At 62.7% G+C, this 22,182-nt stretch carries 20 protein-coding genes; 7 read left to right on the top strand and 13 right to left on the bottom strand.

Annotated features, from left to right (window positions below):
- Window positions 1-9 precede the first annotated feature (9 nt).
- The 5 genes from yjfF to ACIQUG_RS11555 all read right to left on the bottom strand — a co-directional run bounded on the left by yjfF (window position 10) and on the right by ACIQUG_RS11555 (window position 5,710).
- Window positions 10-978, bottom strand: coding sequence for a galactofuranose ABC transporter, permease protein YjfF (gene yjfF, locus ACIQUG_RS11575; protein WP_402321319.1), 969 nt, complete (start codon window positions 976-978; stop codon window positions 10-12).
- The gene (locus tag ACIQUG_RS11570; RefSeq protein WP_402321316.1) at window positions 975-2,000 is read right to left on the bottom strand and encodes an ABC transporter permease; all 1,026 of its coding nucleotides are present in this window, start codon (window positions 1,998-2,000) and stop codon (window positions 975-977) included. The genes yjfF and ACIQUG_RS11570 overlap by 4 nt, the downstream gene beginning before the upstream one ends.
- Window positions 1,997-3,511: a galactofuranose ABC transporter, ATP-binding protein YtfR gene (ytfR, locus tag ACIQUG_RS11565; protein ID WP_402321313.1), complete on the bottom strand. Its 1,515-nt coding sequence runs from the start codon at window positions 3,509-3,511 to the stop codon at window positions 1,997-1,999. The genes ACIQUG_RS11570 and ytfR overlap by 4 nt, the downstream gene beginning before the upstream one ends.
- A 133-nt stretch (window positions 3,512-3,644) precedes the next feature.
- Window positions 3,645-4,607 (bottom strand): galactofuranose ABC transporter, galactofuranose-binding protein YtfQ, encoded by a 963-nt coding sequence (ytfQ, locus tag ACIQUG_RS11560; protein ID WP_192449417.1) that lies wholly within the window; start codon window positions 4,605-4,607, stop codon window positions 3,645-3,647.
- 200 nt (window positions 4,608-4,807) lie between these two features.
- A complete protein-coding gene (locus ACIQUG_RS11555; protein ID WP_402321309.1) occupies window positions 4,808-5,710 on the bottom strand; it encodes an EamA family transporter in 903 nt (300 codons plus the stop codon).
- Window positions 5,711-5,801: 91 nt separating this feature from the next.
- Between ACIQUG_RS11555 and ACIQUG_RS11550 the strand changes: the two genes are divergently transcribed.
- The 7 genes from ACIQUG_RS11550 to ACIQUG_RS11520 all read left to right on the top strand — a co-directional run bounded on the left by ACIQUG_RS11550 (window position 5,802) and on the right by ACIQUG_RS11520 (window position 14,374).
- A complete protein-coding gene (locus ACIQUG_RS11550) occupies window positions 5,802-6,689 on the top strand; it encodes a LysR family transcriptional regulator (RefSeq protein WP_402321307.1) in 888 nt (295 codons plus the stop codon).
- Window positions 6,690-6,823: 134 nt separating this feature from the next.
- Complete coding sequence (locus tag ACIQUG_RS11545; RefSeq protein WP_402321305.1) at window positions 6,824-7,840, top strand: LacI family DNA-binding transcriptional regulator; 1,017 nt, start codon at window positions 6,824-6,826, stop codon at window positions 7,838-7,840.
- Between the two features lie 126 nt (window positions 7,841-7,966).
- The gene (locus ACIQUG_RS11540; protein ID WP_402321302.1) at window positions 7,967-9,235 is read left to right on the top strand and encodes an ABC transporter substrate-binding protein; all 1,269 of its coding nucleotides are present in this window, start codon (window positions 7,967-7,969) and stop codon (window positions 9,233-9,235) included.
- A gap of 75 nt (window positions 9,236-9,310) precedes the next feature.
- A complete protein-coding gene (locus ACIQUG_RS11535; protein WP_402321299.1) occupies window positions 9,311-10,210 on the top strand; it encodes a carbohydrate ABC transporter permease in 900 nt (299 codons plus the stop codon).
- Window positions 10,207-11,028 (top strand): carbohydrate ABC transporter permease, encoded by an 822-nt coding sequence (locus tag ACIQUG_RS11530; protein ID WP_402321296.1) that lies wholly within the window; start codon window positions 10,207-10,209, stop codon window positions 11,026-11,028. Before ACIQUG_RS11535 ends, ACIQUG_RS11530 begins: the two co-directional genes overlap by 4 nt.
- Window positions 11,029-11,036: 8 nt before the next feature.
- On the top strand, window positions 11,037-13,301 hold the full coding sequence (locus ACIQUG_RS11525) for a glycoside hydrolase family 2 protein (protein WP_402321293.1): 2,265 nt from the start codon (window positions 11,037-11,039) through the stop codon (window positions 13,299-13,301).
- The gene (locus tag ACIQUG_RS11520; RefSeq protein ID WP_402321290.1) at window positions 13,298-14,374 is read left to right on the top strand and encodes an ABC transporter ATP-binding protein; all 1,077 of its coding nucleotides are present in this window, start codon (window positions 13,298-13,300) and stop codon (window positions 14,372-14,374) included. Before ACIQUG_RS11525 ends, ACIQUG_RS11520 begins: the two co-directional genes overlap by 4 nt.
- A gap of 57 nt (window positions 14,375-14,431) precedes the next feature.
- Here the strand turns inward: ACIQUG_RS11520 and ACIQUG_RS11515 are convergent, their stop codons facing one another.
- The 8 genes from ACIQUG_RS11515 to ggt all read right to left on the bottom strand — a co-directional run bounded on the left by ACIQUG_RS11515 (window position 14,432) and on the right by ggt (window position 22,001).
- On the bottom strand, window positions 14,432-15,295 hold the full coding sequence (locus ACIQUG_RS11515) for an alpha/beta fold hydrolase (RefSeq protein WP_402321286.1): 864 nt from the start codon (window positions 15,293-15,295) through the stop codon (window positions 14,432-14,434).
- Window positions 15,296-15,477: 182 nt separating this feature from the next.
- Window positions 15,478-15,828 carry a DUF488 domain-containing protein gene (locus tag ACIQUG_RS11510; RefSeq protein WP_402321283.1) on the bottom strand — a complete coding sequence of 117 codons (351 nt, stop codon included), beginning with the start codon at window positions 15,826-15,828 and terminating at the stop codon, window positions 15,478-15,480.
- Window positions 15,829-15,916: 88 nt separating this feature from the next.
- Complete coding sequence (gene queE, locus ACIQUG_RS11505; protein ID WP_402321280.1) at window positions 15,917-16,654, bottom strand: 7-carboxy-7-deazaguanine synthase QueE; 738 nt, start codon at window positions 16,652-16,654, stop codon at window positions 15,917-15,919.
- Window positions 16,651-17,007, bottom strand: coding sequence for a 6-carboxytetrahydropterin synthase QueD (gene queD / locus ACIQUG_RS11500; protein WP_402321277.1), 357 nt, complete (start codon window positions 17,005-17,007; stop codon window positions 16,651-16,653). Before queD ends, queE begins: the two co-directional genes overlap by 4 nt.
- Window positions 17,007-17,717, bottom strand: a complete 711-nt coding sequence (queC, locus tag ACIQUG_RS11495) for a 7-cyano-7-deazaguanine synthase QueC (protein ID WP_402321274.1) — start codon at window positions 17,715-17,717, stop codon at window positions 17,007-17,009. Before queC ends, queD begins: the two co-directional genes overlap by 1 nt.
- 234 nt (window positions 17,718-17,951) lie before the next feature.
- Entirely contained in the window at window positions 17,952-19,085 is a 1,134-nt protein-coding gene (locus ACIQUG_RS11490; protein WP_402321271.1) for an ElyC/SanA/YdcF family protein, read from the bottom strand.
- 611 nt (window positions 19,086-19,696) lie between these two features.
- Window positions 19,697-20,053 carry an SPW repeat protein gene (locus ACIQUG_RS11485; protein WP_043611028.1) on the bottom strand — a complete coding sequence of 119 codons (357 nt, stop codon included), beginning with the start codon at window positions 20,051-20,053 and terminating at the stop codon, window positions 19,697-19,699.
- A gap of 208 nt (window positions 20,054-20,261) precedes the next feature.
- Window positions 20,262-22,001 carry a gamma-glutamyltransferase gene (ggt, locus tag ACIQUG_RS11480; protein ID WP_402321267.1) on the bottom strand — a complete coding sequence of 580 codons (1,740 nt, stop codon included), beginning with the start codon at window positions 21,999-22,001 and terminating at the stop codon, window positions 20,262-20,264.
- Window positions 22,002-22,182 lie beyond the last annotated feature (181 nt).

The raw sequence follows: 22,182 nt of genomic DNA, 5'->3' as shown, positions 1-22,182 counted from the left end.
CCCTCTGCCTCACGCCCGCTGCTGGCGCTGGCGCGAAACGAAGATGATGCCCTTCTGAAGCAGGATGAAAGCAAAGAGCAGAAGCCCGATCAGGATCTTCGTCCACCAGCTCGACAGCGACCCGTCGAAGGTGATGTAGGTCTGGATCAGCCCTTGAATGAGGATGCCCACCAGCGTGCCGGCAACAAAGCCTGAGCCTCCGGTCAGAAGGGTGCCGCCGATGACGACGGCGGTGATGGCGTCCAGCTCGACGCCGACGGCGGCAAGGGAATAGCCGGCCGAGGTGTAGAGCGAAAAGACGATGCCGGACAATCCCGCCAGCAGGCCCGAAAGGGCATAGATGCGGATTGTCGTCGCTGCGACCGGCACGCCCATCAGCCGCGCCGTCGCCGTGCCGCCGCCGAGCGCATAGACGTTGGTGCCGAAGCGTGTGCGGTGTGCGATCAGAATGCCGATCGCAAAGACGAGCAGCATCAGGCCGCCGATCAACGTGATGCGACCGCCCCCCGGCAGCTTGAAATAGAGCCCCTTCAAGGTCGCGTAGAAAGGATGCTTGATCGGAATGCTGTCGATCGACAGAACGAAGGCCATGCCGCGCGCGAGAAACATGCCGGCCAGCGTGACGATGAAGGGCGGCATCTCCAGATAGTGGATGATCGCCCCCATCGCCGCGCCAAAGAGCGTCGCGATCGCCAGAACCATTGCGAAGGCGATGAGCGGGTGGATGCTCGTGTGTTCCAGCACCACAGCGAGAAACACGCCGGTAAAGGCGATGACCGAGCCGATCGAAAGATCGATGCCGCCGGAGATGATGACGAAGGTCATGCCGACGGCGGCGATGCCAAGAAAGGCGTTGTCCGTCAGAAGGTTGCCGATGACACGCGTCGACAGCATGTTCGGGTACTGCAGCACGCAGAGCGCGTAGCCGAGCAGGAAGATCACAAGCGTCGCGGTGAGCGGAAGATATTTGGGCTTCATTTTGCGGCTCGCTCGCTTGGGTTTCTCGCGCCGCGCGCCGGCACGAGGAAGGCAAAGGCGGTGCGGAACCGCGGCGACTGAAGCACCAGGATGAAGACGATGATCGCAGCCTTGATGATCAGGTTGAACTCCGGCGGGAAGCCGGAGAGAAGAATGCCGGTGTTGATCGCCTGGATGATAATGGCGCCGAGCACAGATGCGGCGATGCTGAAGCGGCCGCCAAGCAGCGACGTGCCGCCAACGACGACCGCGAGAATGGCGTCGAGTTCCAGCCACAGACCGGCATTGTTGGCATCCGCACCGCGGATATCGGCGGCGGCGATGATGCCGGCGATGGCGGCGCAGAGCCCGGAAAGGACATAGGCGGCGATCAGGAGTACCGGCGTCAGCACGCCGGACAGGGTGCTCGCCTGGCGATTGACGCCGATCGCCTCGATCAGCATGCCGAGCGCGGTGCGCCGGACGAGCACCGCGATCAATATGCCGAAGACCAGCCAGATCACCACCGGCATCGGCAGGCCGGCAAAGGAACCGCTGCCGATGAAGATGAGGCCGGGATCGTTGAAGGTCAGGATCGCACCCTCGGTGATGAGCTGGGCGATGCCGCGTCCGGCGACCATGAGGACCAGCGTCGCGATGATCGGCTGGATGTCGAGCACCGCGACCAGCACCCCGTTCCAGAGACCGCAGAGAATGCCGACACCGAGCGTAATCAGCAGCGTGGCGGCGAGCGAATGCCCCGAGGTGATCGCGGCGGCGGCGGTTGCCCCACAGATCGCCATGACGGCGCCGACGGAGAGATCGATGCCCTTGGTGGCGATGACGACGGTCATGCCGATCGCCAGAAGCACCACCGGTGCGCCGCGGTTGAGGATATCGATGAGGCTGCCATAGAGGCGGCCGTTCTGGATCTGCAGATTGAGGAAGCCGGGAAACACCAGCGATACGGCCACGACGATGACGCCGAGCGCGATCAGTTGCGGCAGCAACCGGTTGAGATAGAGCCTGAGGAACGACGTCACGACGTCCTCCTTTCCTCGGTTGCGGCGATCGCCTCGACGATCTCACCGGCGGTGATCCGGCTGCCGTCGAGTTCGGCGACATGGGCGCGATCGCGAAGCACGATCACCCGGGTGCTGTAGGCGACCAGTTCCTCGATCTCCGAGGAGACGACGATCAGGGACAGGCCCTTTTCGCGCAGCGCCTCGATCAGCTTGACGATTTCCGCATGGGCGCCGACGTCGATGCCGCGTGTCGGCTCGTCGAGGATCAGGAATTCCGGTTCGGTGGCGAGCCAGCGTGCGAGGATCGCCTTCTGCTGGTTGCCGCCGGACAAGAGCTTGATCGGCTTCTCCCGGTCGGCGGTGCGGATATCGAGCGCGCGGATATAGTGGTCCGCCAGCCGGTTCTGCTCGGCTCGCGAGATGGGCCGGGTCCAGCCGCGACGGGCCTGCAGGGCGAGCACGATGTTTTCGCGCACAGAGAGATCGCCGATAATGCCCGATGTCTTGCGATCTTCCGGGCAGAAACCGAAGCGGTGGCGGATGGCGGCGCGCGGCGACGAAAGGTCGACCGCACGACCATCGATTTCGGCCTCGCCGCTATCGGCGCGATGGGCGCCGAAGAGGAGCTCCGCGGTCTCCGTCCGTCCGGAGCCGAGCAGGCCGGCCATGCCGACCACTTCGCCGGCGCGGACGTCGAGATCGAAGGGGCGGACACGACCTTTGCGGCCGTAGTTGCGAAAGCGATAACGCAACGGCCCCTGCTGGGCCTCCGCGCGCGGCGCATGGATTTCCGCCGCCAACTCGCGGCCGATCATCATTGCGATCAGTTCGCGGCGATCGAGGCCAGCGGTTTCGCGCGTCCCGACAAGCTGCCCGTTCCGAAGCACGGTTATCCGGTCGGAAATCTCATAGACCTGTTCGAGAAAATGGGTGACGAAGACGATGCCGAGGCCGCGTGCCTTGAGGCGCCTGACAATGCGGAACAGCATCGCCACCTCATGCGCATCAAGGCTTGCCGTCGGCTCGTCGAGGATCAGCACCTTGCCGGAGAGATCGACGGCCCGGGCAATCGCGACCACCTGCTGGATCGCGACCGAATAGCTGGCGAGATCGCGAGTGACGTCGATGTCGAGTTCGTAATCGGAAAGCAGATCCCGCGCACGCCGGTTCATGGCACGGGTGTCGACCATGCCGAAACGACGGGGCTGGCGCCCGAGGAAGAGGTTCTCCGCAACCGTCAGGTTCGGCAGCAGGTTGACCTCCTGGTAGACCGTGCCGATGCCGAGCGCCTGGGCCTCGAAGGTGTCGCGCGGATCGACCTCAGCATCGTCGAGCAGAATGGCGCCGCCGTCGCGTCGGTAGGCGCCGGTCAGGCATTTGATCAGGGTGGACTTGCCGGCACCGTTTTCGCCCAGCAGCGCATGAACCTCGCCGCGCCTGAGGTAAAAATCGACCTTGTCGAGAGCTCTGGTCCCCGGAAAGGCCTTTTCGATCCGGATCGCCTGGAGAATGTGGTCACTGGTCTGCATCGATACCGTCTCCGCGATGCTGGTATCTGCCGGCGAAAGGCGCAGCGCCTGGCTGCGGCAAGCTGCGCTCTTCAGCCGGAAACTCGAGAAAGAGCGTGGCCCGCGCGAGAAGCAGCGCGGGCCACGGCCGACGTCAGTAGCCGAGGCCCTTCTTTTCCTCGTAGACCTTCAGCGGCTCGTCGGCTTGCGTGTAGAGCTTCGATTCCGTCTGGATCCACTTCGGCGGCGCCGTGCCATCCTTCTGGAAGGCGGCAAGCGCATCGAAGGCGGGACCGGCCATGTTCGGCGTCAGCTCGACCGTGGCATTGGCTTCGCCGGCGGCCATCGCCTGGAAGATGTCAGGAACGGCATCGATCGACACGACAAGGATATCCTTGCCCGGCTTCAGGCCGGCTTCTTTGATCGCCTGGATGGCGCCGACGGCCATGTCGTCGTTGTGGGCGTAGAGCGCGCAGATGTTCTTGCCGCCGTCCTCGGCCTTGAGGAAGCTCTCCATGACTTCCTTGCCCTTGGTGCGGGTGAAGTCGCCGGTCTGGCTGCGGACGATCTTCAGGTTGTCGTGGCCGGAAAGCGCTTGTTCGAAGCCCTTCTTGCGGTCGATCGCCGGCGACGAACCGGTCGTGCCCTGAAGCTCGACGACGTTGCAGGGCTTGCCCGCCGTGGTGTCGACGAGCCACTTGCCGGCTACATTGCCCTCGTGCACGAGGTCGGACGTGACCGCCGTCAGGTAGAGATCCTTCGACGAATCGACCGTGCGGTCGAGCAGGATGACCGGGATTTCCGCGTCCTTGGCTTCCTGCAGTACTTCGTCCCAACCGGTGGCGACGACCGGGGCGACGAGGATGGCGTTCACCCCTTGCGCGATGAAGGAGCGGATCGCCTTGATCTGGTTTTCCTGCTTCTGCTGTGCGTCAGCGAATTTGAGGTCGATGCCGCGCTGTTCGGCCTGCTGCTTGGTCAGCGTCGTCTCGGCGGCGCGCCAGCCGGACTCCGAGCCGATCTGCGAAAAGCCGACAACGAGGTCCGCGGCCGAAGCGCTGCCGAACGTGCAGGCAGCAAGGATCGTTGCACTCGCAAGTGCCTTGGCGATTTTCATGATTTCCTCCCAAAGAAAGCTGCCTCCACGCAGCCTATGAGAAAAAATCATATAATATTACTTTTGTAAACGGGCACATTTCGCCTGTGGCACGCCACGCGGTCGAATTTTTTACGAGAGGTCGGCGTGAAGGGGCGCGGGGCCCGCTGAGGCGCCGGCACCCAGCCGGGATTTTCAGAAGGCCGACTGGCTGCTGCGCGCTAGGCTTTCGCAGCCAGCAAGGTCCCGGTGGCGCTCGCGAGCATGACGAGGGCCACGCCGAAGATTTGGTTGAGGGAGAGCGCCTGCCCGAGCACGAGGAAGCCGGCACCGGCACCGATCGCCGGCTCGAGGCTCATCAGGATGCCGAAGGCCGACGGCTGCATGCGCCGCAGCGCCATGAATTCGAGCGCGTAGGGCAGCAGCGGCACCAGGATGGCAAGCCCGGCCGTCATCAAAAGCATGTCGAAGGAGAAGCCGGCTTGTACCTGAGACAGGCCGAACGGCGTCGCAAACAGCGCGGCAAAGAGCAGCGAAACGGCAAGCCCCTCCAATCCCTTGAAGCGTTGGCCGGCCTGCTTCATCAGGATGATATAGCCGCCCCAGCCGATCGCCGCACCGAAGGCGAACAGAAGCCCGCGCGTATCCGCAACCCAGGAGGAGCCGTCCCAGGAGAGGCAGAGCACGCCGGCGGCTGCGATTAGTGGGCAGAGCAGGCGCCAGCCACGACCGCCGAAAACGGCCGCAACGGTTAGAGGACCGAGAAACTCGATCGCCACCGCAAGGCCGAGCGGGATGCGCGCGATCGCCGCGAAGAAACAGAGCGTCATCACCGCCATCGTCGCGCCGAGCGAAAGCCCGGAAATCCATTGCGCCCGGGTGTAGCGGAGAAAAGGCGGGCGGACGAGAACAAGCAGGAAGGCGGCCGCCCAGGAGAGCCGCAGCCAGGTCGCGCCGAAGGCGCCGACGCTTTCCATGGCCGGCTTCGAGAGTGCGGCACCAAACTGCACACTCGACATCGAGAGCAGGCAAAAGACGATGGCGATCGTGACGCGCCCGTTGGCGTCACCCGCCGCACCCGGTTCGCTCCACGCGCTATCCGCTGTCGTCTCCGTTTCCGCCATGTCCGTTCTCCTCTTGGGCTTGAACAGACATAGCAATCCCGGCACAATAAGGAACGCTAATAATTGTGATGCCCTCATAAGGGATCGTTATATGCATGATTTGGATATCGCCCTGTTGCGCGCCTTCGTCGTGACCGCGGAATGCGGCAGCGTCAGCGGTGCTGCCCAGCGGCTGGCAAGGACGCAAGCGGCCGTCAGCATGCAGCTGCGCCGGTTGGAGGACGATCTCGGCGCGAGACTGTTGAACCGCAATGCAAGAGGCATGGACCTGACCGAAGCCGGGCATGTGCTCTTGCCCTATGCGCAGAAGATGCTGGGGCTCAGCGCCGGCGCCCGGCGCGCGCTTGCCGGACAGGCCCTCCAGGGACCCATCCGCTTCGGCATGATCGAGGACATTGCCGTGGGCTCACTGCCAAGGGCGCTGCAGCGCTTCGCCGAATGCCATCCGAATGTGGCGCTCGAACTGACGGTGACCGAAAGCACCGTGTTGTCGGAAAAGCTGTCGCAGGGCCAGCTCGATGTCGCGATCGGTGACCCGGCGCTGATCCGCGGCGAGCCGATCCTTACCTGGCGACTGCCGCTCCGGTGGGTTGCCGCACGCGGTTTCGAGGTGCCGGCGGAAGGGCCGTTGCCGCTCATCACCTTCGACGGGGTCTGCACCTGGCGGCAGAAGATGATCGAAGCGCTGAAGGGCGGGGATCGTCCCTGGCGCACGGTGCTGACGAGCGCCAGCCTGTCCTCCATCCAGTCGATGATCGAGGCGGGGCTTGGCATCGCCGTTCTCCTGGATCTCAACATCCGTCCCAACACGATGCGGGTTCTCGGCGCCGAAGAGGGCCTGCCGCCCGCCCCGGTGATCGAGCTTGGACTTTTCGCCGCCGACGATCAGGGCCTGGCGTCCCGCCCGGTCGCCGCACTTTGGGCGTTTCTTTCCGACGAACTGCAGGCGCAGGCCCTGGCAACCAGCCGCGCCGCGTGACCGCGCGCGGGCACGCCCCTTTCTATCAACGAAATAAGGCGCCCAGAGATTGAAAAAGCCGAGGCAAAATTTTACTAAATAAAAATTGCGCCGCGCCCAAAACGAGGGCAGTGGCGGCGGGCAGGACATTGGATATGGTCACAATCAAGGAAATCGCTTCGGCTGTCGGGGTCTCCTCGGCAACAGTCTCTCGGGTGCTGAACTACGATCCGACCCTTTCGATCTCGACCAAGAAGCGGCAGGCGATCATCGAAACGGCCGAGGCGTTGAACTACGCGACGCCCCGCAACCGCGGCCGTGGCGCTGGGCCGATGCAGGGCCTGAAATTCGCGCTGGTGCATTTCCTTCAGCCTGCCCAGGAACTGATCGACCCCTATTATGTCGGCGTCCGGCTCGGCATCGAGAACCGCTGTCAGGCGCTGAAGATCGAGGTGGTGAAAGTCTTCCACAACGGCAATCTGCCGGAGGCGGCAATCCTGCAGGGCGCCAACGGCGTCGTCGCCGTCGGCCACCACTATGGCGAAGAAGTGCACTGGCTGCGGCGGCACAGCCGCCATCTGGTCTTTGCGGACTTCGCCCCCGACGATGATGTCGACGACAGTGTGATGAGCGACGTCTCGATCGCGATGAACCGCCTGCTCGACGGCGTTTACGGCATGGGATACCGCCGCATCGGCTTTCTCGGCTGGATCGACGCTTTCAGAGACAAGGACGACATCCATTCGGAACGCCGCTGCCGCGCCTTCATCCACTGGATGACGAAGGCAGGCCTTTACGACCCCGAACTCTGTATGGTCGAAAAGCTGACGCCCGACAGCGGCTATACGCTCGCCAAGGCGATGCTATCGAAGCCCAATCCACCCAAGATCCTCGTCACCTGCAACGACAACATGGCGATCGGCGCCTACCGCGCCATTCACGAGATGGGCCTGCGGATCCCCGACGATGTCGCTGTGGCGAGTTTCAACGACATTCCCGTCGCCCAGTTTCTCGGGCCACCGCTTTCGACGGTTAAGATCCCGGCCGAAGTGATCGGCGAGACGGCCGTCGACCTTCTGGTCGAGCGGCTGACCGGACGCGACGTCGCGAAGAAGGTGATCCTCGGAACCGAGATGGTATGGCGCGGCAGCACGGCCGCCGCCGGCGCGTAAAACGGTCGGTAAAAAACGCGTGGTAAAAATTTACTGAAATATTGCCTTCTCCAGAATTTTGCGAAATACTCCGCGCCGAGACCAGGAGGAACGTCTCGGGGAACGAATTTCGAGGGAGGAGAAACTATGGATATGCGTACCTATCTGCCGCGCTTTGCCGCCATCGCGCTTGCAGGCGCCAGCCTCTTGGCCGTCACGGCCGCCGAGGCCAAGGAAATCACCATCTGGTGCTGGGATCCGAACTTCAACGTTGCGATCATGAAGGAGGCCGGCGCGCGCTACACCAAGACGCACCCGGACGTGACCTTCAACATCGTCGATTTCGCCAAGGCCGACGTCGAGCAGAAGCTGCAGACCGGCCTTTCCTCCGGCACCGCGGACGCCCTGCCTGACATCGTTCTGATCGAAGACTACGGCGCGCAGAAGTATCTGCAGTCCTTCCCCGGCGCCTTCGCGCCGCTCTCCGGCACCGTCGATTATTCCGGCTTCGCTCCCTACAAGGTCGAGCTGATGACGCTGGATGGCCAGGTCTACGGCATGCCGTTCGATTCCGGTGTCACCGGGCTCTACTATCGGAAGGATTATCTGGAGCAGGCCGGCTTCAAGCCCGAGGACATGCAAGGCATCACCTGGGATCGCTTCATCGAGATCGGCAAGCAGGTCGAGGCCAAGACCGGCAAGAAGATGATGGGTCTCGACCCAACCGACGCAGGCCTCGTGCGCATCATCATGCAATCGGCCGGGCAATGGTATTTCGACAAGGAAGGCAAGGCCAACATCACCGGCAACGCGGCGCTGAAGGCGTCGCTGGAAACGCTTGGCAAGATCATGTCTGCCAACATCTACAAGCCGGCCGCCGGCTGGTCCGATTGGGTCGGTACCTTCACCTCGGGCGATGTCGCCACCGTCATCACCGGCGTGTGGATCACCGGCACCGTCAAGGCGCAGCCGGACCAGTCCGGCAAGTGGGGCGTGGCGCCGATCCCGGCGCTGTCGATCGACGGCGCAACGCATGCCTCCAACCTCGGCGGCTCGAGCTGGTACGTGCTTGAAGGCTCTGCCGAAAAGGCCGAAGCGATCGACTTCCTGAACGAGGTCTACGCCAAGGACGTCGATTTCTACCAGACGATCCTGACCGATCGCGGCGCCGTCGGCTCGCTGCTCGCTGCCCGTAGCGGGGCCGCCTATGGCGAGGCCGATGCCTTCTTCGGCGGCGAAAAGGTCTGGCAGAATTTCTCGGACTGGCTCGCGAAAGTACCCTCGGTCAACTACGGCGTCTTTACGAACGAGGCGGACACCGCCGTCACCGCGCAGCTGCCGGCCCTGAACCAGGGCACGCCGGTTGACGAGGTGCTGAAGGCAATCGACGCTGAAGTCAGTGCCCAGATCCAGTAATCGCTCCCGCGACTGACCGCATCCGGCCGTGGCAGAAGCCACGGCCGACGGCTCCTTTTACCCATGAGGATGATGATGGCTCTCGCACGCCGCGGCGGCATCGGCCGATACTACAACGTCAATGGCTGGCTGTTCGTCGCGCCGGCGCTCGGGCTGATCGCGCTTTTCATGATCTACCCGATCCTCTGGTCGCTCTGGATGTCATTCCAGTCTGGCCGCGGCATGATGCTGAAATTCGCCGGCTTTTCGAACATCGTCCGCCTCTGGAACGATCCGGTCTTCATCAAGGCACTCACCAACACGCTGACCTATTTCGTCGTGCAGGTGCCGATCATGATCCTTCTGGCGCTGATCCTGGCGTCACTGCTCAACAACCCCAAGCTCGTTGGCCGCGGCTTCTTCCGCACCGCCATCTTCCTGCCCTGCGTCACCTCGCTCGTTGCCTATTCGGTGCTGTTCAAGGGCATGTTCGCGCTCGACGGCATCGTCAATTCAACGCTCGAGGCGGTCGGCCTCATCGCCTCGCCGATCCCGTGGCTGACGCATCCCTTCTGGGCAAAAACCCTCGTCATCATCGCGATCACCTGGCGCTGGACCGGCTACAACATGATCTTCTACCTCGCGGCGATGCAGAACATCGACAAGTCGATCTATGAGGTCGCCCGGATCGATGGCGTGCCCGCCTGGGCACGCTTCACCCACATCACCATCCCGCTGTTGAAACCCGTCATCCTGTTCACGACGATCATTTCGACGATCGGCACGATCCAGCTCTTCGACGAGGTCTATAACCTGACCGAAGGCAAAGGCGGACCGTCCAACGCGACGCTGACGCTCTCGCTCTACATCTACAACCTGACCTTCCGCTTCATGCCGAATTTCGGCTACGCGGCGACGGTCTCCTATGTGATCGTCGTGCTCGTTGCCCTGCTCGCCTGCCTCCAGTTCTTCGCGGCACGGGAGCGCGACCGATGAGCAACGGAACCACACGTATCGCCGGCACCATCGTCACCTACGGCTTCGTCGGGCTGACGGCCTTTCTCTCGATCTTTCCCTTCGTCTGGATGCTTCTCGGCGCCACCAATTCGTCGATCGACATCATCAAGGGCAGGATGATGCCGGGCAGTGCACTTGCCACCAACATCGCCACCTTCTTTACCCAGGTGAACGCTCCGCTGGTCTTCTGGAATTCGGCCAAGATCGCCATTCTGGCGACGGTGCTGACGCTCGCGGTCTCGTCGCTTGCCGGCTACGGCTTCGAGATGTTCCGCTCGCGCCGCCGCGATCGGATCTACAGCGCCATGCTGATCACGATGATGATCCCGTTCGCGGCGCTGATGATTCCGCTCTTCATCATGATGGGCAAGGCGGGGCTGATCAACACGCACCTTGCCGTCGTGCTGCCGACGATCGGCTCGGCCTTCATCGTCTTCTACTTCCGCCAGACCACCAAGGCCTTCCCGTCCGAACTGCGCGACGCGGCCAAGGTCGACGGCCTCAAGGAATGGCAGATCTTCCTGTTCATCTACGTGCCGGTGATGCGCTCGACCTATGCAGCCGCCTTCATCATCGTCTTCATGACGGCGTGGAACAACTATCTCTGGCCGCTGATCGTGCTGCAGTCGAACGAGCAGAAGACGATCACGCTGGTCATCTCCTCCCTCGCGTCTGCCTACTACCCCGACTACGGCGTCGTCATGGTCGGCACCATTCTCGCGACGCTTCCCACCCTCGCGGTCTTCTTCCTCATGCAACGCCAATTCGTCCAGGGAATGCTGGGCTCAGTCAAATAGGAATGATCATGCGTTCTGTTACCTCTTTCAACGACACCTGGATTTTCTCAGAAGGCTTCGATGCGGCAAGCGCCGGGCGCCTGCAGGTGGGCAAGCCGGTCAGCCTGCCGCACAATGCGGTCGAACTGCCGTTCAACTATTTCGACGAGACCTCCTATCAGCGCGCCTTCACCTACCAGAAGGTGCTCGCCTGGCGTCGGGAGTTTCACGGTCGCGAAGTCTCGCTCGTCTTCGACGCCGCCATGGCCGACGCCGTCCTCTACCTCAACGGCGAAGAGATCATCGCCCACAAGGACGGTTACACGCCGTTCGAAGCGCGGCTGACGGAGAAGCTGCGAGAGGGCGACAACCTGATCACCGTCAAGATCGACGGCAGCGAGAACCCCGAGATCCCGCCGTTTGGCGGTCGCATCGATTATCTCACCTATGCCGGCATCTATCGCGACGTGTGGCTGAAGGTCACCGATACCGTTTCGATCGCCAATCTCAAGATCGAGACCCGCGATGCGCTGAGCGAAACCAAGTCCGTCTCGATCCGCTGCGACCTCGCCAATCCGCAAGGACTGGCCTTCACCGGCACAATTACCGCACTGCTCAAGGACGCGAACGGCAAAGTGCTGGCGGAAATTGCAGGCGAAAGCCGCGGCGAGAGCGTCACACTTGAGCTGAAGGGGCTGAAGGGGCTTTCGCTCTGGGATATCGACAGCCCCGTTCTCTATGAAGTCGAGGCGCAACTGCGCAGCGACCGTGGCAGCGACCGGCTGTCGTCGCGCTTCGGCTTCCGCACGGCCGAATTCACCACCGAGGGGTTCAAGCTCAACGGCCGGCCGCTGAAGATCCGCGGCCTCAACCGCCACCAGGCCTTCCCCTATGTCGGCTACGCCATGGGCCGCACGGCACAAGAGCGCGACGCGGAAATCCTGAAGAACACGCTGCATTGCAATCTCGTGCGCACCTCGCACTATCCGCAGTCAAAATGGTTCCTCGACCATTGCGACCGCATCGGCCTGCTGGTGTTCGAGGAAATCCCCGGTTGGCAGCATATCGGCGGCGACAGCTGGAAGCAGGAAGCGATCGAGAATGTCCGCCGCATGATCGAGCGCGACTGGAACCATCCGTCGATCATTATCTGGGGCGTGCGCATCAACGAATCCCAGGACTCGCACGATTTCTACGCCGAGACCAACCGGCTGGCGCGCGAACTCGACCCGACGCGGCAGACCGGCGGCGTACGTTACATTACCGACAGCGAGTACCTCGAAGACGTCTACACCATGAACGACTTCATCCTCGGCAACGAGGAACTGCCGGGCGCGAACCGCCCGCGCACGGCGCTGCGGCCGCAGCAGGAATGCACCGGTCTCACCCGCAAGGTCCCCTATATGATCACCGAGTTCGGCGGTCACATGTTTCCGACGAAGATCTACGACCAAGAGCAGCGCCAGGCCGAGCATGTGCGCCGGCATCTGGAAGTGCTGAACGCAGCCTACGGCGACCCGAGCATTTCCGGCGCTGTCGGCTGGTGCATGTTCGACTACAACACCCACAAGGACTTCGGCTCCGGCGACCGGATCTGCTATCACGGTGTCATGGACATGTTCCGCCAGCCGAAATTCGCGGCTTATGTCTATGCCAGCCAAGGCGAACCGTCGGAGGGCGTGGTGATGAAGCCCGTCACCTTCTGGGCACGCGGCGAGCGCAACATCGGCGGTGTTCTGCCGTTGATCGTGCTTACCAATTGCGACGAGGTCGAGCTGAAATACGGTTCGCTCGTCAAGCGCGTCGGCCCGGACCGCGAAAACTTCCCGCATCTGCCACATCCGCCCGTCGTCATCGACCATCGCCACTTCACCAAGGACGAACTCGGCGTCTGGGGCATGAAGTGGGAAGACGCCGCCTTCACCGGTTTCATCGACGGCGAGCCCGTCGCCAGCCTGCGCATGGTCGCCGATCCGGTGCCGACGACGCTCGAGGTGGTCGCCGACAGTACGGCACTCAGGGCCGAAGGGCGCGACAGCGTGCGGGTGATCGTGCGCGCACTCGATCAGGCCGGCAACGTGTTGCCCTTCCTCAACGATGCGGTCGATGTCACCGTCACCGGCCCTGCCCGCCTGGTCGGGCCTGAGCGCCTGGTTTTCCAGGGCGGTTCGACCGGTTTCTGGCTGGAAACGACGGGGGCTGCCGGCGGCATCGCAGTCGTGGTGACTTCGACCCGGCTCGGCACCGTGAGACTGGAGCTTTCGGCAGTGTCGGACGAGGCGGCGGCTGCATGAGCGAACTCCAACTTAAAGACGTCAGAAAGTCCTATGGCACCTTCGAGGTCATTAAGGGTGTCGACCTCGACATCAAGACCGGCGAATTCGTCGTCTTCGTCGGGCCGTCCGGTTGCGGCAAGTCGACCCTGCTTCGGATGATCGCCGGCCTCGAGGAGATCACGTCCGGTGATCTCACCATCGGCGGCGAGCGCATGAACGATGTCGACCCCTCCAAGCGCGGCATCGCCATGGTCTTCCAGTCCTATGCACTCTACCCGCATATGACGGTCCGGGAGAACATGGGCTTCGCGCTGCGTTTTGCCGGCGTGCCGAAGGCCGAGATCGCGCAGCGCGTCGGCGAAGCCGCGAACATCCTGGAGCTCGGACCGCTGCTCGACCGCAAGCCGAAGCAGCTTTCGGGCGGCCAGCGCCAGCGCGTGGCGATCGGCCGGGCGATCGTGCGGCATCCGAAGATCTTTCTCTTCGACGAGCCGCTGTCGAACCTCGATGCTGAACTGCGCGTGCACATGCGCATCGAAATCGCCAGACTGCACAAGAAGCTTCAGACCACGATCGTCTACGTCACCCACGACCAGGTCGAGGCGATGACGCTTGCCGACAAGATCGTCGTCATGCGCGGCGGTGTGGTCGAGCAGGTCGGCTCGCCGCTCGACCTTTACGACGATCCCGCCAATCTCTTCGTCGCCGGTTTCATCGGCTCGCCGAAAATGAACTTTTTGAAGGGGATCGTCGAAACGGGTGCCGGCGGGGAAAAGCATGTCCGCCTGCCGGATTTCGGCAATGCGACGCTGCCGATTGCGGTCAAGGACGCCACATCCGGCAGCACCGTCACCATCGGCATTCGCCCGGAGCATTTCGGCGACAGTGGCTCGGCGAGCCTCGACCTGACGATCGACATGCTGGAGCATCTGGGCGGCGAGACCTTTGCCTATGCCCGGCACGGCGACGGCGAACTGATCATCATCGAAACGAAAAACGGCCGCGGCCTGAAGTCCGGCGACAGCATCGCCGCCCGCTTCGACCCCACGGCCGCTCTGGTGTTCGACGCAGACGGCAAGCGCCTGCGCTAGAGAATATCCACCATGGCAGAACGGCGCCGCCTGCGAAGATGGCGCCGTTCGTTGTTGTTACGGGAACATGCCCTTCGGCGTCTCACCCTTCAGGAAAGGCTCGATGAAGGCGTAGAGCAGGTCCGTCTGATTGATGACCGCCGTGTGCGACGTTGCCGGCAGGATGGCGAGACGCGAAGCCGAAAGCGGCTTGCCCATGTCGCCCATCGCGCCGCCGCCGAGCAGGCGGAACATCGCGACGTTGTGATCGAGCGTCGCCACATCGGCGTCGCCGGCAATGATCAGAACCGGTGCCTTCAGCGCCTTGACGTCCGCCTCCCAGGCCATGGGCTCCTTTTCGAGCTGGATGAGCTTGCGGGCCAGTTCCGGGAAGCCGTCCGGATTGGCGGCGAGCTTGCGATAATCCTCGGCAAAGGGCAGGCCGACGATCATCTCCACGGTCATCTGCGGGATCACGGCCTTGAATTCCGGCTGCCAACCCTCGGCATCATAGGCGACGGATGCGGCCGCAAGCTTGTTCACCTTTTCCGGGTGGCGGATCGCCAGCTGCAGGGCGGCGGCCGCGCCCATCGAGTAGCCGAAGACATCCGCCTTTTCGAGCTTCACCGCATCCATGAAGGCGGCGACGTCGTCGGCGAGGTTCGGATAGGTGATCGGCCGGTCGATATCGGTGGTGCGGCCATGACCCTGCAGCTCAACCGCATAGACTTTGTGGGTCTCGGCCAGCTTCGGAATGATCGCCCCCATCGACGAAATGTTCATATAGGCGCCGTGCAGAACGACCAGCGGCTCGCCCTCGCCCGAGACCTCGTAGTACATCTTCATGCCGTTGACATCGACGCGATTGCCCACCGGCTCGGCCACGGCAAATGCAGTGCCGGAGAGCAGCAGGGCGCCTGCAATCAAAGCGGTGCGAAACATTCTCAATCTCCTTGTTGTGTGGCCGGCCCAACACCGGCGTCGAGATTAAGACGCACGGCGGATGCGCTTCCCGACACCGCGGATCAAGAAATTCGCGCTTTCGTTGTTTTCCTATCCGCCGCGATGCCCGCCGGCGTTGCGCGATCCACTAAATTAGCCTTCTATCTCCGCCTGGCGGGCGGCTATCGACGGTGCAGCATATAGGCCTTGAGAAGCTCCGCGTGGTTGTAGATCTCGTCCTTCACGCTGTAGAGAAAGGTCACGGAACCGGCGGCGATCCGCTGGCGCAGCTGGTCGACGGCCGCCTGGTTGCCCTCCAGTTCGGCCAAATAGCGCTCGCTGAAATCGGCCCAGTTGCCCTGGTCGCCATGAAACCAGCGGCGCAGCTCGGTCGACGGGGCGATTTCCTTCAGCCACAGGTCAACGGCCGCTTCCGCCTTCGTCATTCCGCGTGGCCAGAGGCGATCGACGAGAATGCGCGTGCCGTCGCTATTGGCCTTCGGTTCGTAGACCCGTTTCGTATGAACCAGCATGATCGCCCTCGGTGCGCGTTACCCCGCCTTTTGGATCATAGCGGCGGACCGTTGTCCAATCGCGCAAAGGGGCAACGGCACCTGCCGTCTACACGCCGCGCCGGTTACCCCAGAGCAGGACATGCAGTTGCGGCAACACGCGCGCTTCGAACCAGCGATCCTCCGTCACCTTGCCGACGAGCCACAGCATGCGATCGATGATGCCGTCGATGTCCACCTGAGCGTCGTCATCCTCAGGCGGTGGCGGGGTATCGTTGCCGGGCTGCAGATAGAGCGGCAGATGCGGGTAGCGCTCCGCCGCGTCCCGGGCATAGGCATAGTCGCGTTCGTCGAAGACGACAATCTTCAGCGCCACCTGCGGCCCATCCGCTGCCATGCAAAGACAGTCGTCGAAAGCATGCCAATCCGTCTCCATGCCGCTCGACGGCGGTTTCGGACTCAAGACCAGTACGTCGAGATCGGCAAACCAGTCCTTGGCGAGGCTGCCCTGCGTCTCCAGCGCGAAGCGGTACCCCTCCTTGCGTCCGCGTGCGATCAGGGGAGCCAGCGGCTGGATCGCCGGGTTTCCACCGGAAAGCGAGACCGTCAGCGGCTTGCCGCCGGAAAGCTTGACGACCTCCTGCCAGATCTCCTCGACACCCATCGGCAGCCATTGATCGCGGTATTCGCTGTCGACCGCGTGCAGCGTGTCGCACCAGCTGCAGCGATAATCGCAGCCGCCCGCGCGCACGAACACGGTCGGCAGCCCGATCAGGATACCCTCACCCTGGATCGTCGGCCCGAAGATTTCGCTGACACGGATGCGCGCTTCTGCCGACCCGCTCATGGCCGGTATTCCGCCCAGGTCTTCGGCGTCTCGCTAACCCGCACCGCCGACGTTTCCGGCAGCCTTGCCTTGCACCAGTCGTAGAAATGCTTCGCCAGGCATTCGGCCGTCACCCGGTCGTGGCCGAGAACCTCGTTCAGATGGCGGTGGTCGAAGCTCTCGTCGATGTAGCGCTTCAGCGGCGAAAGCTCGTGATAGTCGCGCACGAAGCCGTGTTCGTTGAGCTCGGCGCCGGCAAGTTCGACTTCGACGACGTAGTTGTGGCCGTGCAGCCGGGCGCATTGATGCTCCGCCGGCAGGCTCTTCAGTTGGTGCGAGGCCGAGAAATGGAATTCCTTGGTGATCCGGAACATCACTTCACCTCCTCGGCCGCGAAGGCCGACGTCGCCGCCACCCAGAAATCCGGATCCTCATAGTCGGTCGGGTCGGCGAGCCCGGCCAGGTGAAAAGCTTCGCGTCGCTCGACGCAGGTGCCGCAGCGGCCGCAATGGCGCGCTCCGCCCTTGTAACAGGACCAGGTCTCGGCAAAGGGCGTTCCGTGGCTCGCACCGTCGGTGACGATGTCCGCCTTGGAGATCGTCACATAGGGCGCGTAGAGCCTGACGTCGGCGTAACCGTCGAGTGCGTGGTTCTGCATCGCCTGGAACGCGTCGATGAAGCCGGGACGGCAGTCGGGGTAGATGAAATGGTCGCCGCCATGCACGGCGACCGCCACCGCATCCGCCTTCTGTGCCGCCGCCAGCCCGAAGGCGATGGCGAGCATGATGGCGTTGCGGTTCGGAACCACCGTCGCCTTCATCGTTTCCTCGGCATAGTGCCCGTCGGGCACGTCGACATCGTCCGTCAGCGCCGATCCGGTGAGATGGGCGCCGATGGCGCGGATGTCGATGATCTGATGCGGAACGCCGAGCCGCTTGGCGCAGGCGACGGCATAGTCCAGTTCCTTGCGGTGTCGCTGGCCATAGTCGAAGGAGAGCAGGCCAATGAGTTCGTGCTCGGCTGCGACCTTGTGGGCAAGCGATACCGAGTCCAATCCGCCGGAGCAGATGACGATTGTCTTCATGATAGGTGTCCTTGTTTTGACCGGGTAGGCTGCGACCGGATTACGGCGCGCCTTCTAGGGCAAAGCAGGACCGATGGGAAGCGTTATGTTGGCCCCCCGGAAGAACGCAGCCTCTTCCCGCGCGCCACACGCGCGACCTGCGCATTCTCAAACTGAACCCGAAACGCACGCGTCCCACCCTTAAATGCAAGAGTGGGACGCGCAAGCATCAGGTTTCGGGGGATGTTTCGATGGCTACTGCTGCAGCCCCGGATAGGCCCATACGCCCGAAACACGCATCAGATCACGGTATATGACCAACCGCTCGTCAGCCCCGACCTTTGCGGCTTCATCCTGGGTTGGCGCGTCCAGTGCATTCAGCGGCACCACTGCCGATGGCAGATCGCGCTGCCTCAAGGCATCCTCCATGACGGCGCGCGCACGGCGCATGTGGCTGGAACTGGTCACCAGGATTACCGTGTCGGCCTGATGCCGCACAAGGAGATTGGCGGCATTGATCACATTGCCGATCGTGTCTTTCGACTTGTCCTCAATCATGATGCGATCGCGGCTGATACCCTTGTCGACCAGCCACTTGGACATGACGTCACCTTCCGTAACGCCATTTTTCGGCACGCCGCCACTCACCATAACAAGCGCTGTCGGATTGGCCTCGGCGGCCTTCAACGTCACCTCGAGACGGTCGAGCAGAGTTTGCTGCGCCTTGCCGTCATCGGCGAGCGCATAACCCAGCGCGACGATCACGACTTTGCCTGACACGGTCGGGACGTCGAAGTTCGGCTTTTCAGCCATGATCTGTTCTGCCCGAACGAACCGCTTGCGGTACTCTTCCGCCCGCTCGCGATCGAGACCGGCCAGGGCCTGGTGGGCAAGCGCCGCGCTGGTCTCATCGCCACGAATACGGGCGATGGCCTCCAGCCAGCTTTGCGCATCAAAAGCGGTCGGGTCCTTGCCAAGGATGCCCTGGAAGGTCGCCTGGGCGTCGTCGAGTTTCTTCTGGATGATCTGGGTCGCCGCTACGGCATATTGGAAGTCCAACCGCTCAGGCGCGAGCGTCGCCGCTTCCTTGAAGGCTTCCTCCACGACATCATATTTGCCATGGAGCGTAATGCCCTTGAAGACCTCGGCTTCCGCCTTTTTGACGTCGCCGCCCGACCAGTAATACTGCATGCCGGTATCGACCAGCTGTTTGATACGGGCAGCGTTGGCCTGGTCGAAGGCGACGGCCGGAAGGGCTGAAATGAGACACGCAGTCGCTGTCAACAGTCCAAGGAGGCGACGCCTTGCGCTGCGCGCCTTTACCGAACGCGGGGTGCCCGATGCAGTCACGGTCGACCCCGAGGGGGCAAAAATGGAACTCGGCTTCATTTAAATCTCCCAGTTTTCCGGTTGCCCGCCGGCTTTGTCGCCCTTGGGCCGATAGCGTTTCCGTATTCACTTGCGATTTGGCCATCTCCTTGCGGCCAATATTAGAAATACCAAAACATGACCACCTGTCCAGCTCGCGGCAGCGCAACCAGCCGGGATGGCGCGCAAAGCTGGAATAATTTGTGTTACATTTCTTACAGATAGCGAATACAAGTTGCGCGCGCGTTCCGAAACAGTCGCTGATTGGCGTTATATTGGTATTATCCAATTGCGCAACAGGCGCGCACAGCGGGCGTGCGCAATCGCTGAATGACCAAGATGTCATGGCGGGCCGGCAGTGATTTTCAGCAGGTGCAAAGCCTGCTTCAACGACCTCGCTGCCGACGGGCAGTCGAGAACCTACCCCGCCGCTCGGGAAGTCTCAGCGCACTCTTTGCACGCCGTTGTCGAAGGCACCGTAAGGGGGGCCGATGCGCCGACCCATTTGGACGGTTCGAAGAGCCCTGAGGTTTGAAATCACGCAAATCCGAAGAGGATGGCTCCTCGCGGTTTTCAGATTTGCTCGCGGCCCGGCGCTGCGGCGCCGGGCCGCGATCCTTCCTTACTCATCGTCATGCATGCGCATGCGGATGCTGACGTTCGTCCCAGACGGCCCAGATCGCGAGCACGGTCACCAGCGCCCCGAGGACGACATGCGTCCACATGGGGTTGGGACTGGTCGAGAAACCGAGCAGCCAGGGTGAAGCGATCAGCCAGAGCCCGACGATGAGGCTTGCCCATTCTTCCCATTCCGCAAACATGGCAAGCGTCGCGATCGCCAGAACGCCGAGCACGACGCCGGCGCCCCAGGCGTTCCAGGCCGGAACGCTCTCGACAACGAAACCCATGATCCAGGGGGAGACGAACAGGCAGATTGCAAGAACCAGATTGATCCAGTCCTGTGCTTTCTTTCCTTCCATCAGTGCCATGACAACCTCCACGAATGAAGCTTGGCCAAAGCGTACGATCGCGTGCGGTCGCACGCTCTGAAAACATAATAAATTCAACCGGAACCGCTTTCAAATCTTTTTCGCGTGAGCACGTGGTGGTGGCATGCGCGAAATCGAGCGGCGAACCGGCGATCCGCCGCCCTTAATCGGTGCCAAGGCACGGTTTGTACGCCGTTTCGCGCGGGCTCTAATAGCCGCGCGCAGCGCCCGCGCCGATGCGGCTGTCGACCGCGCCATTGTAGCGGGCGCCACCTCCAGCGTTGATTTCAGACAGGCTCTCGCCGCCAACGAGAATGCCGGTCGCCTGCCCCCAGATCGTCCAGCTTTCGTCGATCTGGACATTGTGGCCCATGGCCGACAGCAACTTGCGGGTATCGGGCGAGAGCGCATAAGGCTCCATGAACACCTTGTCCGGCAGCCACTGGTGGTGGATGCGCGGTGCGTCGACCGCCTCCTGGATGTTCATGCCGTGGTCGATGACGTTGAGGATCGCTTCCAGCGTGATGGTGATGATGCGCGCGCCACCGGGGCTGCCAATCACCATGAAGGGCTTGCCATCCTTGGAAATGATCGTCGGGCTCATCGACGACAGCGGCGTCTTGCCGGGCGCGATCGCATTGGCCTCGCCCTGCACCAGCCCGTAGAGATTGGGCACGCCGGGTTTGGCGGTGAAATCGTCCATCTCGTTGTTGAGCAGAATGCCGGTTCCGGGCGCCACCACGCCGGCCCCGAAGGAGCCGTTCAGCGTGTAGGTGACGGCGACGGCATTGCCCTCGTCGTCGATGATCGAATAGTGCGTCGTCTCCTTGCTTTCGCCGAAGCCCTTGGGGATCAGCGTCGCCGAAACGCCGGCGCGAAACGGGTCGATCTTGCCACGGATTTCCTCGGCGTAGGCCTTGTCGGTGAGCTTGCTGACGGGGTTCTCGACGAAATCAGGATCGCCGAGCGCCGTGTTGCGGTCGACATAGGCGTGGCGCATGGCCTCGATCATCACATGCACGGTCTCGGCCGCGCCATAGCCCATGTAGGAAATCGGATAACCTTCGAGCACGTTGAGGATTTCGCAGATGATCACGCCACCTGAGGACGGCGGTGGCGAGGAGACGATGTCATAGCCGCGGTAGTTGCACTTGACCGGCTCCAGTTCGCGCACGGCGTAACGCTCGAAATCCGCTTTCGCCAGAATGCCGCCCTTATCGGCGCTCGCCTTGACGATCTGATCGGCAATCGCCCCTTTGTAGAAAGCGTCGGTGCCCTTCTCGGCGATGCTCGAAAGCGATGCGGCAAGGTCGGCCTGGACAAGCTTCTCGCCGGCGACGAAAGGCTTGCCGTCCTTCAGGAAGATGGCGGCGGCTGCCGGATCCTTGGCGAGCCTGTCCGTCTCGCCCTCGAAGGAATCGATATCGCCCTGCTCCAGCACGAAGCCGTCCTTGGCAAGCGCGATCGCCGGCGCGATCAATTCGGAAAGCGGCTTGGTGCCGTAGCGGCTGCGCGCCGTTTCAAAGCCCATGACCGGACCGGGCACACCGACGGCGAGATAGCCCTCGGTGCTCAGGCCATCGACGACATTGCCCTTTGCGTCGAGATACATGGTCTTGGTCGCAGCTTGCGGCGCGCGTTCGCGGAAGTCGAGGAACGTCGTTTTGCCGTCCTTGAAGCGGATCGTCATGAAACCGCCGCCGCCGATATTGCCGGCGGTCGGATAGGTGACGGCCAGCGCATAGCCGACGGCAACGGCCGCATCCACCGCGTTGCCGCCGCTTTTCAGCACGGCAACACCGACATCGGACGCCAGGTGCTGGGCGGAGACCACCATGCCATGCTCCGCCTTCACGGGCTCGGGTGAGGCCGCCTGCACCGCCCAGGGCGTCAGGCTCGATGCAACAAGCAACGTAATCGACGGGGTCTTCAAGCGGGAACTCGGCATGCGTCTCTCCCTCGCAGGCTCGCGGCGCATTGCCAAAATTCAATGACCGTGGCCTCGCCGCGTCGAGCGCGGTGGCAACGATCGTTCGGGTAGGGGCAAGCACCTGATGTGGGCGGCTATGAAGTGGGGGAAGTATAGTCACGCTCAATCGACGATGGCAAATCACAGGTGACCGCGGCCG

It is taken from the genome of Ensifer sp. NPDC090286 (genome assembly GCF_044769565.1).
In the GTDB taxonomy this organism is placed as follows: domain Bacteria; phylum Pseudomonadota; class Alphaproteobacteria; order Rhizobiales; family Rhizobiaceae; genus Ensifer.
Note: the sequence above shows the minus strand (reverse complement) of the source record. Positions and strands in the feature narration are given on the sequence as shown.

Coding starts and splice junctions, on each gene's coding strand:
- yjfF (WP_402321319.1), bottom strand. CDS start 978: ATGAAGCCCAAATATCTTCCGCTCACCGCGACGCTTGTGATCTTCCTG.
- ytfR (WP_402321313.1), bottom strand. CDS start 3,511: ATGCAGACCAGTGACCACATTCTCCAGGCGATCCGGATCGAAAAGGCC.
- ytfQ (WP_192449417.1), bottom strand. CDS start 4,607: ATGAAAATCGCCAAGGCACTTGCGAGTGCAACGATCCTTGCTGCCTGC.
- ACIQUG_RS11555 (WP_402321309.1), bottom strand. CDS start 5,710: ATGGCGGAAACGGAGACGACAGCGGATAGCGCGTGGAGCGAACCGGGT.
- ACIQUG_RS11550 (WP_402321307.1), top strand. CDS start 5,802: ATGCATGATTTGGATATCGCCCTGTTGCGCGCCTTCGTCGTGACCGCG.
- ACIQUG_RS11545 (WP_402321305.1), top strand. CDS start 6,824: ATGGTCACAATCAAGGAAATCGCTTCGGCTGTCGGGGTCTCCTCGGCA.
- ACIQUG_RS11540 (WP_402321302.1), top strand. CDS start 7,967: ATGGATATGCGTACCTATCTGCCGCGCTTTGCCGCCATCGCGCTTGCA.
- ACIQUG_RS11535 (WP_402321299.1), top strand. CDS start 9,311: ATGGCTCTCGCACGCCGCGGCGGCATCGGCCGATACTACAACGTCAAT.
- ACIQUG_RS11530 (WP_402321296.1), top strand. CDS start 10,207: ATGAGCAACGGAACCACACGTATCGCCGGCACCATCGTCACCTACGGC.
- ACIQUG_RS11525 (WP_402321293.1), top strand. CDS start 11,037: ATGCGTTCTGTTACCTCTTTCAACGACACCTGGATTTTCTCAGAAGGC.
- ACIQUG_RS11520 (WP_402321290.1), top strand. CDS start 13,298: ATGAGCGAACTCCAACTTAAAGACGTCAGAAAGTCCTATGGCACCTTC.
- ACIQUG_RS11515 (WP_402321286.1), bottom strand. CDS start 15,295: ATGTTTCGCACCGCTTTGATTGCAGGCGCCCTGCTGCTCTCCGGCACT.
- ACIQUG_RS11510 (WP_402321283.1), bottom strand. CDS start 15,828: ATGCTGGTTCATACGAAACGGGTCTACGAACCGAAGGCCAATAGCGAC.
- queE (WP_402321280.1), bottom strand. CDS start 16,654: ATGAGCGGGTCGGCAGAAGCGCGCATCCGTGTCAGCGAAATCTTCGGG.
- queD (WP_402321277.1), bottom strand. CDS start 17,007: ATGTTCCGGATCACCAAGGAATTCCATTTCTCGGCCTCGCACCAACTG.
- queC (WP_402321274.1), bottom strand. CDS start 17,717: ATGAAGACAATCGTCATCTGCTCCGGCGGATTGGACTCGGTATCGCTT.
- ACIQUG_RS11490 (WP_402321271.1), bottom strand. CDS start 19,085: ATGAAGCCGAGTTCCATTTTTGCCCCCTCGGGGTCGACCGTGACTGCA.
- ACIQUG_RS11485 (WP_043611028.1), bottom strand. CDS start 20,053: ATGGCACTGATGGAAGGAAAGAAAGCACAGGACTGGATCAATCTGGTT.
- ggt (WP_402321267.1), bottom strand. CDS start 22,001: ATGCCGAGTTCCCGCTTGAAGACCCCGTCGATTACGTTGCTTGTTGCA.